The organism is Pseudomonas sp. B21-059, from assembly GCF_026016285.1.
In the GTDB taxonomy this organism is placed as follows: Bacteria; Pseudomonadota; Gammaproteobacteria; order Pseudomonadales; family Pseudomonadaceae; genus Aquipseudomonas; species Aquipseudomonas danubii.
The window spans coordinates 5,438,023-5,451,940 of record NZ_CP087201.1 but is presented as its reverse complement, the minus strand read 5'-3'; the positions used below and the strand labels follow the sequence as shown (position 1 = coordinate 5,451,940).

The following is a 13,918-nucleotide window of genomic DNA, read 5'->3' as shown; positions in this document are numbered from 1 at the left end:
CGCTACGGTCGCACGCCTGATATACAGATAAGTCCAGATAAGCATGGCCCTACTGCAGATCGCCGAACCCGGCCAAAGTCCTCAACCGCACCAGCGTCGTCTGGCTGTGGGGATCGACTTGGGTACCACCAATTCGCTGGTTGCTGCCTTGCGCAGTGGTCTTTCCGAGCCTCTGGCTGACGCGCAGGGTCAGGTGATTCTGCCGTCGGCCGTGCGTTATCACGCCGACCGCGTCGAAGTGGGTGAATCCGCCCGCCTGGCTGCGTCCAGCGATCCCCTGAACACCGTGCTCTCGGTCAAGCGCCTGATGGGGCGCGGCCTGTCCGACGTCAAGCAATTGGGTGAGCAACTGCCTTATCGCTTCGTTGATGGTGAGTCGCATATGCCGTTCATCGAGACCATCCAGGGGCCGAAAAGCCCGGTGGAGGTATCGGCTGAAGTGCTCAAGGTCTTGCGTCAGCGTGCTGAGGCGGCCCTGGGGGGCGAGCTGGTAGGTGCGGTGATTACCGTTCCGGCCTATTTCGATGATGCCCAGCGTCAAGCCACCAAGGATGCTGCCAAGTTGGCTGGCCTGAATGTGCTGCGCCTGCTCAACGAGCCGACCGCAGCTGCCGTGGCTTACGGTCTGGACCAGCACGCCGAGGGTGTGGTTGCGATCTATGACCTGGGCGGCGGTACCTTCGATATTTCCATCCTGCGCCTGACTGGCGGCGTCTTCGAAGTGCTGGCTACTGGTGGCGATACCGCTCTGGGTGGCGACGACTTCGATCACGCCATTGCCGGCTGGATCATCGAGGGCGCGGGCCTGTCCGCCGACCTGGACCCAGGCACGCAGCGCAATCTGTTGCAGACCGCCTGTGCGGCCAAGGAAGCCCTGACCAGTGCTGCATCCGTGGAAGTGGTGCATGGCGATTGGCGCGCCGCCCTGACTCGCGAGGCCTTCGACGCCCTGATCGAGCCTATGGTTGCCCGCAGCCTCAAGGCCTGTCGTCGTGCCGTTCGCGACTCCAATGTCGAGCTGGACGAAGTGCAGGCGGTGGTCATGGTGGGCGGTTCGACCCGCGTGCCGCGTGTGCGTGAAGCGGTGGCTGAAATGTTTGGTCGCCAGCCGTTGACCGAGATCGATCCGGATCAAGTGGTGGCCATTGGTGCCGCGATCCAGGCCGATACCCTCGCGGGCAACAAGCGCGAAGGGGGTGAATTGCTGCTGCTGGACGTGATTCCGCTGTCTTTGGGGTTGGAAACCATGGGCGGGTTGATGGAGAAGGTGATTCCGCGTAACACCACCATCCCGGTTGCCCGTGCCCAGGACTTCACCACCTACAAGGATGGCCAGACGGCCATGATGATTCATGTGCTGCAGGGCGAGCGCGAGCTGATCAGTGACTGCCGCTCCCTGGCGCGCTTCGAGCTGCGTGGCATCCCACCGATGGTGGCCGGTGCGGCGAAGATTCGCGTGACCTTCCAGGTCGACGCCGATGGCCTGCTCAGTGTCTCTGCCCGAGAGCTGGGTTCGGGGGTTGAAGCCAGCATTCAGGTCAAGCCGTCCTACGGCCTGACTGACGGCGAAATCGCCAAGATGCTCAAGGACTCCTTCCAGTACGCCGGTGACGACAAGGTGGCCCGCGTGCTGCGTGAGCAGCAGGTTGATGCTCAGCGCCTGATCGAGGCTGTGCAGGGCGCCCTGGACGCCGATGGTGATCGTCTGCTGGACGCTGAAGAGCGCATGGTCATCGAGCTGCAGATGCAGGAACTGAGTGAATTGATGCGTGGTACCGATGGTTACGCCATCGAGCAGCAGACCAAGCGTCTGTCGCAAGTGACCGATGCCTTTGCTGCTCGCCGCCTGGATTCGACGGTGAAAGCCGCGTTGGCGGGGCGCAACCTGAATGAAATCGAGGAATAACTGATGCCGCAGATCATTTTTCTGCCACACGCCGTGTTCTGCCCGGACGGTCTGGTTGTCGAGGTCGAGCCTGGTGTTTCGGTGCTCGACGTGGCCCACGACAACCACATCGAGATCGAGAGCGCCTGCGGCGGCGTCTGCGCCTGCACTACCTGCCACTGCATCATTCGTGAAGGGTTTGACTCGCTGAACGAAGCCGACGAGCTGGAAGAAGACTTGCTGGACAAGGCCTGGGGCCTGGAAGCACAGTCGCGCCTGTCGTGCCAGGCCATCGTTGGTGATGAAGACCTGACCGTTGAAATTCCCAAGTACTCACTCAACCATGCCGCCGAAGCGCCGCACTGATTCAAGGAGCCGTCATGAGTCTGAAGTGGGTTGATGTACTGGAAATCGCGATCCAGCTGGCTGATTCCAAGCCGGATGTGGACCCGCGTTATGTGAACTTTGTCGACTTGCACCAATGGGTTCTGGCACTGCCAGAGTTCAGCGACGATCCGGCTCGCGGAGGCGAGAAGGTTCTTGAAGCAATTCAGGCCGCCTGGATCGACGAAGCGGACTGAATCCGCGGGCTACGCAGTTAGGCAATCCCTATAAACCCGCGTATAATTCGCGGGTTTAATTTTTCGCTTTAATCACCGTTTCTGGAGTTACACCATGGCTGTTCAACGTACTTTCTCCATCATCAAGCCTGACGCTGTTGCAAAAAACGTTATCGGCAAGATCGTTTCCCGTTTTGAAGAAGCCGGCCTGCGCGTTGTAGCTTCGAAAATGAAGCAACTGTCCAAGGCTGAAGCTGAAGGCTTCTACGCTGAGCACAGCGAGCGTGGCTTCTTCGGCGAACTGGTTGCCTTCATGACTTCCGGTCCAGTTGTTGTTCAGGTTCTGGAAGGCGAAAACGCCATTGCTCGCAACCGTGAGCTGATGGGCGCTACCAACCCTAAAGAAGCTGCTGCCGGCACCATCCGTGCTGACTTCGCCGAGTCCATCGACGCCAACGCCGTTCACGGTTCGGACTCCGAAGCTGCCGCTGCTCGCGAAATCGCTTACTTCTTCGCAGCTACTGAAGTAACCGCTCGCTGAGTAAGGCTGGCGAGTGAGGGGTGAGACCATGACTACATCGATCGGCAAAACTAACCTGTTGGGGTTGACTCAACCGGAAATGGAGAAATTCTTCGACTCAATCGGGGAGAAGCGTTTCCGTGCCGGTCAGGTAATGAAATGGATTCACCACTTTGGCGTCGATGATTTCGACGCCATGACGAATGTCGGCAAGGCCTTGCGCGAGAAGCTCAAGGTCGTTGCCGAGATTCGCGGTCCGGAAGTGGTCAGCGAGGACATCTCCAGCGACGGCACCCGCAAATGGGTGGTGCGCGTGGCGTCCGGCAGCTGCGTCGAGACCGTGTACATTCCCCAGGGCAAGCGCGGCACTCTGTGCGTTTCGTCCCAGGCAGGCTGTGCCCTGGATTGCAGTTTCTGCTCCACCGGCAAGCAAGGCTTCAATAGCAACCTCACCGCCGCCGAAGTCATCGGCCAGGTGTGGATTGCCAACAAATCCTTTGGCAGCGTCCCGGCAACCGTCGACCGTGCCATCACCAACGTGGTGATGATGGGCATGGGTGAGCCGCTGCTGAACTTCGACAACGTCATCGCCGCCATGCACCTGATGATGGACGACCTGGGCTACGGCATTTCCAAGCGCCGTGTGACCCTGTCCACCTCCGGCGTGGTGCCGATGATCGATGAGCTGGCCAAGCACATCGACGTGTCCCTGGCGTTGTCCCTGCACGCACCCAACGATGCGCTGCGCAACCAGCTGGTGCCAATCAACAAGAAGTACCCGCTGAAGATGCTCCTGGAGTCCTGCCAGCGCTACATGTCCTCCCTGGGCGAGAAGCGCGTGCTGACCATCGAGTACACCCTGCTCAAGGACGTCAACGACAAGCTGGAACACGCGGTTGAGATGATCGAGTTGCTCAAGGACATTCCTTGCAAGATCAACCTGATCCCGTTCAACCCGTTCCCTCATTCCGGTTACGAGCGTCCGAGCAACAACGCCATTCGTCGTTTCCAGGACCAACTGCATCACGCCGGCTTCAATGTCACCGTGCGTACGACTCGCGGTGAAGACATCGATGCCGCCTGCGGTCAGTTGGTCGGGCAGGTGCTGGATCGCACCCGCCGTAGCGAACGTTATATCGCCGTGCGTGAGCTGAGCGCCGACGCCGATATGCCGCAAAGCGCCGCGACCCGTACCTGAGAGAGGATCTCCATGACCCTGCGCTTCGCGCTGCTCCTGCTTGTTGCCAGTCTCTGTGCTGGCTGTGTTCTGTCGGGTGATTCCAGTCCGATGAACACCAGCAAGGGCCGTGATGAGGCGCGCGAGGCCTACGTACAGTTGGGCCTGGGGTATTTGCAGCAGGGCATGAGCGAAAGGGCCAAGGTGCCGTTGAAAAAGGCCCTGGAGCTGGCGCCTGCCGATGCTGATGCCAACGCCGCCCTGGCGCTGGTGTTCCAGGCCGAGATGGAACCTGCGCTGGCCGATGAGCACTTTCGCCAAGCTCTGGCGGCCCGTCCGGACAGTGCGCGTATCCTCAACAACTACGGCAGCTTCCTGTTCGAAGAAAAACGTTACAAAGAGGCTTATCAGCGCTTCGAGCAGGCCGCTGCTGATACTCTGTACCCCGAGCGTTCCCGGGTGTTCGAAAACCTCGGTATGACCGCTTCCAAGCTGGGCCAGCGTGAGCTGGCCCAACTGCAACTGGAAAAAGCCCTGCGCCTGAATCACCAACAGCCCCGCGCATTGCTGGAAATGGCTGAGTTGTCTTACGAAGACAGGCATTATGTGCCCGCGCGCGACTATTACGATCGTTTTAGCCTGCTCGGCGAGCAAAATGCACGTAGTCTATTGCTCGGCGTTCGGCTGGCAACGGTGTTCGAAGATCGCGACAAGGCCGCCAGTTACGGCCTGCAACTAAAACGACTTTATCCCGGTACGCCGGAATATCAGCAATACCTGTCGGAGCAATGATGAAAGCGGCGCATCCCGAAGTTCAAGCAGTGACTCGCGTAAACCCCGGTGAGACCCTGCGTCAGGCCCGCGAAAGCAATGGTTGGTCGCTGGCTGAAGTGGCCCACAAGCTCAACCTCACCGTGAGCTCCCTGAGCAATCTGGAAGCCGGCGCGTTCGACAAACTGCCAGGGCATACCTTTGCTCGCGGCTATATCCGTGCCTACGCCAAATTGCTGGGCATGGACCAGGCCATCCTGGTACAGGAATTCGATCAATACACCGGTACCGACTCCCAAGGCAGCAGCGTTCACGCTCTGGGGCGTATCGAAGAGCCGGTACGGGTTTCCCACACCATCCTGCGCATCGTCAGCTTGCTGCTGTTGGTGGCCGTGGTGGGTGGCGGTTTCATCTGGTGGCAGGATCAGTCCTCCTTGCGCGGCAAGGAGCCGATCTCCTTGAGTCCCGAGCACGTTGAGGTTGAGGGTGCCGACGGCACCACGCAGATCCATCCAATCGACGAGCCGGAAGACCAGGCCGTCGCCGAAGGTCAGAGCGAAGCCCAGGACAACGCCGCGCAAACTCAGAGCCTGGCTGCTGCTGAGGCGCCTGCCAATCCAGTGACGCCTGCAACGCCGGCTCCGGTTGCGACTCCTGCGGCCCCAACCGCTCCTGCGCATACCGCCCCGACCGTTGCGCCCGTTGTCAGCGCACCAGCAGTTCAGGCGCCGGTTCCGGCTGTCGTACCCGCTACGCCAGCGAATCCTGCCACCGCAGCGGCGCCAACCACTCCGGTCGCCGGTTCGGGCCAGGTGCAGATCCAGTTCAGCGCCGATTGCTGGGCCCAGGTGATCGATGGCAACGGCAAGATTCTGCTCAGCGCCCTGAAGCGCAAGGGTGAAACGGTCGATGTCAGCGGCAAGCCGCCTTTTGCCGTACGTCTGGGGTATGCCCGTGGCGCACAAATTTCTTACAACGGTCAGGCGGTGGATATCGCCCCGTTCACCAGTGGCGAGACCGCTCGCCTGAAGTTAGGTCAATAAGTCATGCACGGCGAATCTCCAATCAAACGTCGCGAGTCCCGCAAGATCTGGGTCGGCTCGGTACCGGTCGGTGGCGATGCCCCGATTGCGGTGCAGAGCATGACCAACAGCGACACCAACGACGTGGCCGCAACCGTCGCCCAGATCAACCGCCTTGAAGCTGCCGGTGTCGACATCGTGCGGGTCTCGGTGCCCGACATGGACGCCGCCGAGGCGTTCGGTCGCATCAAGCAGCAGGTCAAGGTGCCGCTGGTGGCCGACATTCACTTCGACTACAAGATCGCCCTGCGCGTAGCCGAGCTGGGTGTCGATTGCCTGCGGATCAACCCCGGCAACATCGGTCGCGAAGATCGGGTGCGTGCGGTGGTGGATGCCGCCCGTGACCGCGGGATTCCGATCCGTATCGGGGTCAACGCCGGCTCCCTGGAAAAAGATCTGCAGAAAAAGTACGGCGAACCGACTCCAGCAGCGTTGGTTGAGTCGGCACTACGCCACGTCGAGCACCTTGAACGCCTGAATTTCCAGGACTTCAAGGTCAGCGTGAAGGCGTCCGACGTGTTTATGGCCGTCGAAGCCTATCGCTTGCTGGCCAAGGAAATCATCCAGCCTCTGCACCTGGGGATCACCGAAGCCGGCGGATTGCGTTCAGGCACGGTGAAATCCGCCGTCGGCCTCGGTATGCTGCTGGCCGAAGGCATTGGCGATACCATTCGCATCTCGTTGGCGGCCGACCCGGTCGAGGAAGTGAAGGTCGGCTACGACATTCTCAAGTCCCTGCACCTGCGTTCCCGTGGCATCAACTTCATCGCTTGCCCGAGCTGCTCGCGGCAGAATTTCGATGTGGTGAAAACCATGAACGAACTGGAAGGGCGCCTGGAAGACTTGCTGGTGCCGTTGGATGTCGCAGTGATCGGTTGTGTGGTCAACGGTCCGGGTGAAGCCAAAGAGGCGCATATCGGCCTGACCGGTGGTACGCCGAATCTGATCTACATCGACGGCAAGCCTGCACAGAAACTGACCAATGACAATCTGGTGGACGAGCTTGAAAAGCTGATCCGGCAGAAGGCGGCCGAAAAGGTCGAAGCCGACGCAGCGCTTATCGCTCGCGGCTAACCGAACGTATTTAAGGATTTTTTGTGAGCAAGTCTCTGCAAGCCATTCGTGGCATGAATGACATCCTGCCCGAGCAGACGCCCCTGTGGCGTTATTTCGAGGGCACTGTGGCGCGTCTGCTGGATAACTACGGCTACAAGCAGATCCGCATGCCGATCGTCGAATTCACCGAGCTGTTCAAGCGCTCCATCGGTGAAGTGACCGACATCGTCGAAAAAGAGATGTACACCTTCGAAGACCGCAACGGTGATTCCCTGACCCTGCGTCCGGAAGGCACTGCGGCGTGCGTACGCGCTGTACTCGAGCACGGCATCACTGGCGGTGGCCAGGTGCAGAAGCTCTGGTACATCGGCCCGATGTTCCGTCACGAGCGCCCGCAGAAAGGCCGTTATCGCCAGTTCCACCAGATCGGTTGCGAGGTTTTCAACCTCGACGGTCCGGACATTGATGCTGAGCTGATCGTGCTGACCTGGCGCCTGTGGGGCGAGCTGGGCATCCGTGATGCGGTCAAGCTCGAACTGAACAGCCTGGGCACTGCTGAGGCTCGCGCACGTTATCGCGACGCGCTGGTGGCGTTCCTGTCGGCGCGCATGGACAAGCTGGACGAAGACAGCCAGCGTCGCCTGAAGACCAATCCGCTGCGCGTGCTCGATACCAAGAATCCGGACACTCAAGCCGTACTGGTGGACGCGCCCAAGCTGGCCGATTACCTGGACGAAGAGTCCCGTGTGCACTTCGAGGGGCTCAAGGCCCGTCTGGACGCCGCGGGTATCCCTTATGTGATCAACCCGAAGCTGGTGCGCGGGCTGGATTACTACAGCAAGACCGTTTTCGAATGGGTCACCGACAAGCTCGGCGCCCAGGGCACAGTGTGTGCCGGCGGCCGTTACGACGGGCTGGTCGAGCAAATGGGTGGCAAACCTACACCGGGTGTTGGCTTCGCCATGGGGATCGAACGTCTGGTGCTGCTGCTGGAAACCCTGGAGCAGATCCCGCAAGAAATCTCGCGTCAGGTCGACGTTTACCTCTGCGCCTTCGGCGAGGCTGCCGAACTGGCCGCACTGGCGCTGAGTGAGCGCGTTCGAGACCAATTGCCGAACCTGCGTCTGCAGATCAATGCCGGTGCCGGCAGCTTCAAGAGCCAATTCAAGAAGGCCGACAAGAGCGGTGCGTTGTACGCGCTGATCCTTGGTGACGACGAACTGGCCCAGCAAGTGGTAGGTTTCAAACCCCTGCGTGGCCAGGGTGAACAACAAAGCATTGCCTGGGATGCGCTCGCCGCGCACCTGGCCACCTGCATCGTGCAGGGTTGAAGCTGTCAAACAGCCGATTTAGCGAATAAGGAGTATTGGGGTGTCGAGTACCGAAGATGAACAGCTGGCGGAATTGAAAGACTGGTGGCAGCGCAACGGCAAACCCCTGGTGACTGGCGGCCTGTTGGCCTTGGTTATCGTGTTCGGCTGGCAGGCCTGGCACAAGTATCAGAACAATCAGTCGCAAGGTGCTTCGGTGCTCTATCAGCAACTGCTGGAAACCACCCTGACGCCAGATGGCAAGCCTGACGCCGCCCGGGTTGCAGACCTGGCCGGCAAGCTCAACAGCGAGTTCGGCGGTACTGCCTACGCGCAATACGGCAACCTGTTCGTGGCCAAGGTAGCCGTGGACACCGGCAAGCTGGACGACGCAGCGGCGCAGCTCAAAGCAGTGCTCGACAAGCCGGCGAGCCCGGCTCTGGGTGAAGTGGCGCGCCAGCGTCTGGCCCAGGTGCTGGCGGCGCAGAACAAGGCTGACGAGGCCTTGAAGCTGCTCGAGGGTGATGCCGACAAGGCGTTCCTGGCGACCCGCGAAGAACTCAAGGGTGATCTGCTGGTCCAGTTGGGCCGTGTGGATGAAGCCCATGCGGCATACCAAAAAGCCAAGGCGGCGCTCTCGGATGAGGCGGCGGTCGGTGGCTTACAAATCAAGCTGGACGACCTGGCCAAAGGGGATGCATGACGTGATCCGTTGGAAACATGCAGCATTGCTGGCCCTGGCCTTGTTGGCCGCGGGTTGCAGCAGCAATAGCAAGAAAGAACTGCCGCCGGCTGAACTGGTCGACTTCAAAGAAGAAGTGGTCCTGCAGAAGCAGTGGAGCCGTTCGATCGGTGACGGTCAGGGCGAAACCTACAACATGCTGGTGCCGGCGATCGATGGTGACACCATCTATGCCGCCGACGTCACTGGCGTTGTGGTTTCCATGGATCGCATGAACGGCGACGTCAAATGGAAGAAAGATCTCGAACTGCCTGTTTCCGGCGCCGTCGGCGTGGGTTACGGCCTGGTCATGATCGGCACTCTGAAAGGCGAAGTGGTTGCCCTGGATGCTTCCAGCGGTGAAGAGAAGTGGCGCTCCCGGGTCACCAGTGAAGTGCTGGCTCCGCCGGCGACCAACGGTGACGTGGTCGTGGTCCAGACTCAGGATGACCGGGTGATTGGCCTCGATGCCAGCACCGGCAACCAGCTCTGGCTCTACGACAGCACTCCAGCGGTACTGACCCTGCGGGGCACCAGTGCGCCGTTGGCCACCAACCGTCTGGCCCTGGCCGGTCTCTCCACTGGCAAGGTGGTGGCGCTGGATATCCGCAACGGCGTGCCGGTGTGGGAGCAGCGTGTCGCTATTCCACAAGGCCGTTCCGAGCTGGATCGGGTAGTGGACATCGACGGCGGCTTGCTGCTGTCCGGCGGTACCCTGTACGTCGCCAGCTATCAGGGACGTGTGGTTGCCCTGGACCTGGAGAGCGGTCGTCCGCTGTGGCAGCGTGACGCTTCCAGCTATGCCGGTGTGGCGCAAGGTTTTGGCAGCGTCTATGTCAGCCTGTCGTCGGGCACCGTGGAAGGCGTGGACGAGCGTTCGACTACGGCCCTGTGGAGCAACGACTCCCTGGCCCGTCGTCAACTGTCGGCCCCGGAAGTCTTCTCCAGCTACGTAGCGGTGGGTGACCTGGAAGGTTACCTGCACCTGCTGAGTCAGGTGGACGGTCGTTTCGTCGGCCGTACCCGCATCGATAGCGACGGCTTGCGCGCTCGTCCGCTGGTGGTGGGCGACATGATTTATGTGTATGGCAACAGCGGCAAACTGGAAGCCCTGACCATCAAGTAATGGTTTGACTATGCTTGGGGTTGATTCCCCAAGCGGCCTTGTCTTGACAAGGTTCGCAGCACTTCAAGGTGCTGCCCCGAGCACCAGCCGCTGCCTCGCAGCGGCTTTTGTATTTTCGCAATTAACGCAGTGGAGAGCCGCATGGTTCCCGTAATCGCCCTGGTGGGCCGACCTAACGTCGGCAAGTCCACCTTGTTCAACCGCCTGACTCGGACTCGCGACGCCATTGTTGGTGACCTGTCCGGTCTGACCCGTGATCGCCAATACGGTGAGGCCAAGTGGCAAGGGCGTACCTATATTCTGATCGACACCGGTGGTATTTCCGGTGACGAACATGGCATGGATGAAAAGATGGCCGAGCAGTCGCTGCTGGCCATCGAAGAAGCTGATGTGGTGTTGTTCCTGGTGGACGCCAAGGCCGGGTTTACCGCGGCCGACCAGATGATTGGCGAACACCTGCGCAAACGTAACAAGACCTCCTACGTGATCGCCAACAAGGTCGACAACATCGACCCGGACATGGCCCGCGCCGAGTTCGCGCCACTGGGTATGGGCGATGCGATTCCAATCGCTGGTGCTCATGGTCGCGGCATCACCCAGATGCTGGAAATCGCCCTGAGCGAGTTCCCCAAGGATGACGCCGACGAGCCGGAAGAAGGCGAGGAAGAGATCGTCGCCGAAGGCGAGGAAGCCAAGCGCATTCCTGGTCCGAGCGAGAAAGACGGGATCAAGATCGCCATCATCGGCCGCCCCAACGTGGGTAAATCCACGCTGGTCAACCGCATGCTCGGAGAAGACCGGGTCATCGTCTACGACCAGCCCGGCACCACCCGCGACAGTATCTACATCCCGTTCGAGCGCAACGACGAGAAGTACACGCTGATCGACACCGCCGGTGTGCGCAAGCGCGGCAAGATCCACGAGGAAGTTGAAAAGTTCTCGGTGGTCAAAACCCTGCAAGCGATCAAAGACGCCAACGTGGTGATCTTCGTCATGGACGCCCGGGAAGGGGTGGTGGACCACGACTTGAACCTGCTGGGCTTTGCCCTGGAAGCCGGTCGGGCCCTGGTGATCGCCCTGAACAAGTGGGACGGCATGCAGCCAAGCGAGCGCGACTATGTGAAGACCGAGCTGCAGCGCCGGTTGTTCTTCGTCGACTTCGCCGATATCCACTTCATCTCGGCCTTGCACGGAACCGGCGTGGGCAACCTCTACCAGTCGGTGCAGAACTCCTTCAAGTCGGCGGTGACCCGCTGGCCGACCAGCCGCCTGACGCAGATTCTCGAAGACGCCGTTGGCGAGCATGCGCCACCTATGGTCAACAACCGTCGGATCAAGCTGCGCTACGCCCACTTGGGCGGTGCCAACCCGCCGCTGATCGTGATCCACGGCAACCAGGTGGAGAAGGTGCCCAAGTCCTACGTGCGTTACCTGGAAAACACCTACCGCCGTGTACTGAAGTTGGTGGGCACGCCAATTCGCATCGAGTTCAAGGGTGGCGAGAACCCGTACGAGGGCAACAAGAACACGCTGACCGACCGCCAGGTCAACAAGAAGCGTCGTTTGATGTCGCACCACAAGAAGGCCGACAAGAAGCGCCGCGACAAGCGCTGAGCGACCGGGATTTGTGTGGGTAAGAGGGCGCTTTATGCGCCCTTTTTCATGCCCGGTGTTTGGGCTATTCTCGGGACCTCCCGCGCCGTCGTAGAGCCGGGTGTTCAGCAGGGAATCCTCATGATCACCAGTAAGCTGCCGAATGTCGGCACCACCATCTTCACGCAGATGTCCCAGCTCGCGGTTGAAACCGGAGCGCTCAATCTGTCCCAGGGCTTCCCTGATTTCGAGGGTCCCCAAGCCTTGCGTGACGCGGTTGGACGGCATATCGCCAATGGCCACAACCAATACGCACCCATGACCGGATTACCGGCCTTGCGCCAACAGGTGGCGGCGAAAATCGCTCGCTGCTATGGCGTCGAGGTCAATGCCGACAGCGAAGTGACCATCACCCCGGGCGCCACCCAGGCCATTTTCTGTGCCATCCAGGCGGTGATTCAGCGCGGTGACGAGGTCATCGTTTTCGATCCCTGTTACGACAGTTATGAGCCGGCAGTGGAACTGGCCGGCGGCCGTTGTGTGCATGTGCAACTGGGCCTTGATGACTTTGCCATCGACTGGCAGAAACTTGGCGAAGCCCTGAGTCCGCGTACGCGGATGATCATTCTCAACACTCCACACAACCCCAGTGGAGCCTTGATCAGCCGTGCCGAACTGGATCAACTGGCAGCGTTGATCCGTGATCGCGACATCTACCTGGTCAGCGATGAGGTCTATGAGCACCTGGTGTTTGACGGTGTCCCCCATGTCAGCGTTTTGGCCCACGAGGAGCTGTATCCGCGGGCTTTCGTCGTCAGCTCCTTCGGCAAGACCTACCACGTGACCGGCTGGAAGACCGGTTATGTCGTAGCGCCACCGGCCTTGAGCGCCGAGCTGCGCAAGGTGCATCAATATGTCAGCTTCTGCGGCGTGACCCCTTTGCAGTACGCTCTGGCGGACTTCATGGCCGAATGCCCGGAACATGTCGAGCAGCTACCGGCCTTCTACCAGGCCAAGCGTGATCTGTTCTGCGACTTGCTGAGCCCTTCGCGCTTCAGCTTTACCCGGGTGGCCGGCACCTACTTTCAACTGGTGGACTATTCGCGGATTCGTCCAGACTTGAATGACGTCGACATGGCAACCTGGATGACCCGCGAACACGGCGTGGCAGCCATTCCGGTGTCGGTGTTCTATCAGCAGCCGCCCCAGGGGCAGCGTCTGGTACGTCTGTGTTTTGCCAAGCGCGAGGAGACGCTGCGTCAGGCAGCGGAGAAACTATGCGTGATCTGAGTGCGTTACCCGATCTGAATCTGGCGTTGATCCAGACCACCCTGGCCTGGCATGACCGCCAGGCCAACTTCGAGCATTTCGAGCAGTTGCTGGAGCAGGCCCGCGGTGCGGATCTGATCATCCTCCCGGAAATGTTCACCACCGGATTCTCCATGGAATCCAGCACCTTGGCGGAGGCGGAGAACGGCCCCACCAGCAAGTGGCTGCGCTGTCAGGCGAAGAAGCTCGATGCGGTGATCACTGGTAGCGTGATCATCCAGGCGGCGGACGGCAGCCATCGCAACCGCCTGTTGTGGGCGCGTCCCGACGGTGAAGTCTGGCATTACGACAAGCGCCACCTGTTCCGCATGGCCGGCGAGCACAATCACTTCACCCCAGGTGAGCGCCAGGTACAGTTCGAACTCAAGGGGTGGCGGATTCGTCCGCTGATCTGCTACGACCTGCGTTTTCCGGTGTGGAGCCGCGATGCCCAGGACACTGATCTGCTGCTGTACACCGCCAACTGGCCCGGGGCTCGGCGGCTGCACTGGAACCGCTTGTTGCCGGCCCGAGCTATTGAAAACCTGTGCTATGTCGCTGCGGTGAACCGGATAGGTACCGACGGCAAGGGCTTTGCGTATACCGGTGATAGCCAGGTGTTGGACTACCAGGGCGAGACCCTGCTCAGTGCCGGTGAGGCGGATGGGGTGTTCCAGGTACGTTTGAACGCCGGCGAGTTGGCGGCCTATCGAGCACGCTTTCCCGCGAATCTCGACGCCGATACCTTCATGTTCACCTAGAAGGATTGGGGCGCGGCTGCACACTTTTTTACAGGTTGCCGATATCAA

Annotated in this window: 14 protein-coding genes; all 14 read left to right on the top strand. The window is 60.5% G+C overall.

The window, feature by feature from the left end; genetic code table 11:
* Positions 1 to 43 precede the first annotated feature (43 nt).
* The 14 genes from hscA to LOY69_RS24000 all read left to right on the top strand — a co-directional run bounded on the left by hscA (position 44) and on the right by LOY69_RS24000 (position 13,870).
* A complete protein-coding gene (hscA, locus tag LOY69_RS24065; RefSeq protein ID WP_102860396.1) occupies positions 44 to 1,906 on the top strand; it encodes a Fe-S protein assembly chaperone HscA in 1,863 nt (620 codons plus the stop codon).
* Between the two features lie 3 nt (positions 1,907 to 1,909).
* Positions 1,910 to 2,251, top strand: coding sequence for an ISC system 2Fe-2S type ferredoxin (gene fdx / locus LOY69_RS24060; RefSeq protein ID WP_025129554.1), 342 nt, complete (start codon positions 1,910 to 1,912; stop codon positions 2,249 to 2,251).
* A 14-nt stretch (positions 2,252 to 2,265) separates the two neighbouring features.
* Complete coding sequence (gene iscX / locus LOY69_RS24055) at positions 2,266 to 2,466, top strand: Fe-S cluster assembly protein IscX (RefSeq protein WP_102860397.1); 201 nt, start codon at positions 2,266 to 2,268, stop codon at positions 2,464 to 2,466.
* A gap of 94 nt (positions 2,467 to 2,560) precedes the next feature.
* The gene (gene ndk / locus LOY69_RS24050) at positions 2,561 to 2,986 is read left to right on the top strand and encodes a nucleoside-diphosphate kinase (protein ID WP_025129556.1); all 426 of its coding nucleotides are present in this window, start codon (positions 2,561 to 2,563) and stop codon (positions 2,984 to 2,986) included.
* Positions 2,987 to 3,014: 28 nt separating this feature from the next.
* On the top strand, positions 3,015 to 4,163 hold the full coding sequence (gene rlmN / locus LOY69_RS24045; RefSeq protein ID WP_110653614.1) for a 23S rRNA (adenine(2503)-C(2))-methyltransferase RlmN: 1,149 nt from the start codon (positions 3,015 to 3,017) through the stop codon (positions 4,161 to 4,163).
* A gap of 12 nt (positions 4,164 to 4,175) precedes the next feature.
* Positions 4,176 to 4,934: a type IV pilus biogenesis/stability protein PilW gene (gene pilW / locus LOY69_RS24040; RefSeq protein WP_102860399.1), complete on the top strand. Its 759-nt coding sequence runs from the start codon at positions 4,176 to 4,178 to the stop codon at positions 4,932 to 4,934.
* A complete protein-coding gene (locus LOY69_RS24035; RefSeq protein ID WP_110597134.1) occupies positions 4,934 to 5,956 on the top strand; it encodes a helix-turn-helix domain-containing protein in 1,023 nt (340 codons plus the stop codon). Before pilW ends, LOY69_RS24035 begins: the two co-directional genes overlap by 1 nt.
* Before the next feature lie 3 nt (positions 5,957 to 5,959).
* On the top strand, positions 5,960 to 7,069 hold the full coding sequence (gene ispG / locus LOY69_RS24030) for a flavodoxin-dependent (E)-4-hydroxy-3-methylbut-2-enyl-diphosphate synthase (RefSeq protein ID WP_016968333.1): 1,110 nt from the start codon (positions 5,960 to 5,962) through the stop codon (positions 7,067 to 7,069).
* A 23-nt stretch (positions 7,070 to 7,092) separates the two neighbouring features.
* A complete protein-coding gene (gene hisS, locus LOY69_RS24025) occupies positions 7,093 to 8,382 on the top strand; it encodes a histidine--tRNA ligase (protein WP_102860401.1) in 1,290 nt (429 codons plus the stop codon).
* Positions 8,383 to 8,422: 40 nt separating this feature from the next.
* Positions 8,423 to 9,064 carry a tetratricopeptide repeat protein gene (locus tag LOY69_RS24020; protein ID WP_102860402.1) on the top strand — a complete coding sequence of 214 codons (642 nt, stop codon included), beginning with the start codon at positions 8,423 to 8,425 and terminating at the stop codon, positions 9,062 to 9,064.
* Positions 9,057 to 10,208, top strand: a complete 1,152-nt coding sequence (gene bamB / locus LOY69_RS24015; RefSeq protein ID WP_102860403.1) for an outer membrane protein assembly factor BamB — start codon at positions 9,057 to 9,059, stop codon at positions 10,206 to 10,208. The genes LOY69_RS24020 and bamB overlap by 8 nt, the downstream gene beginning before the upstream one ends.
* A gap of 141 nt (positions 10,209 to 10,349) precedes the next feature.
* Positions 10,350 to 11,822 (top strand): ribosome biogenesis GTPase Der, encoded by a 1,473-nt coding sequence (der, locus tag LOY69_RS24010; RefSeq protein WP_011063203.1) that lies wholly within the window; start codon positions 10,350 to 10,352, stop codon positions 11,820 to 11,822.
* Positions 11,823 to 11,942: 120 nt separating this feature from the next.
* Positions 11,943 to 13,091, top strand: coding sequence for a pyridoxal phosphate-dependent aminotransferase (locus tag LOY69_RS24005; RefSeq protein WP_265073688.1), 1,149 nt, complete (start codon positions 11,943 to 11,945; stop codon positions 13,089 to 13,091).
* Positions 13,079 to 13,870: an amidohydrolase gene (locus LOY69_RS24000; protein WP_265073687.1), complete on the top strand. Its 792-nt coding sequence runs from the start codon at positions 13,079 to 13,081 to the stop codon at positions 13,868 to 13,870. The genes LOY69_RS24005 and LOY69_RS24000 overlap by 13 nt, the downstream gene beginning before the upstream one ends.
* The last annotated feature ends 48 nt before the right edge of the window (positions 13,871 to 13,918 follow it).

Excerpts from the sequence above, each read along its gene's own strand:
- fdx (WP_025129554.1), top strand. The coding sequence starts at position 1,910 with ATGCCGCAGATCATTTTTCTGCCACACGCCGTGTTCTGCCCGGACGGT.
- LOY69_RS24000 (WP_265073687.1), top strand. The coding sequence starts at position 13,079 with ATGCGTGATCTGAGTGCGTTACCCGATCTGAATCTGGCGTTGATCCAG.
- iscX (WP_102860397.1), top strand. The coding sequence starts at position 2,266 with ATGAGTCTGAAGTGGGTTGATGTACTGGAAATCGCGATCCAGCTGGCT.
- bamB (WP_102860403.1), top strand. The coding sequence starts at position 9,057 with ATGCATGACGTGATCCGTTGGAAACATGCAGCATTGCTGGCCCTGGCC.
- ispG (WP_016968333.1), top strand. The coding sequence starts at position 5,960 with ATGCACGGCGAATCTCCAATCAAACGTCGCGAGTCCCGCAAGATCTGG.
- LOY69_RS24035 (WP_110597134.1), top strand. The coding sequence starts at position 4,934 with ATGAAAGCGGCGCATCCCGAAGTTCAAGCAGTGACTCGCGTAAACCCC.
- pilW (WP_102860399.1), top strand. The coding sequence starts at position 4,176 with ATGACCCTGCGCTTCGCGCTGCTCCTGCTTGTTGCCAGTCTCTGTGCT.
- rlmN (WP_110653614.1), top strand. The coding sequence starts at position 3,015 with ATGACTACATCGATCGGCAAAACTAACCTGTTGGGGTTGACTCAACCG.
- LOY69_RS24005 (WP_265073688.1), top strand. The coding sequence starts at position 11,943 with ATGATCACCAGTAAGCTGCCGAATGTCGGCACCACCATCTTCACGCAG.
- hscA (WP_102860396.1), top strand. The coding sequence starts at position 44 with ATGGCCCTACTGCAGATCGCCGAACCCGGCCAAAGTCCTCAACCGCAC.
- der (WP_011063203.1), top strand. The coding sequence starts at position 10,350 with ATGGTTCCCGTAATCGCCCTGGTGGGCCGACCTAACGTCGGCAAGTCC.
- ndk (WP_025129556.1), top strand. The coding sequence starts at position 2,561 with ATGGCTGTTCAACGTACTTTCTCCATCATCAAGCCTGACGCTGTTGCA.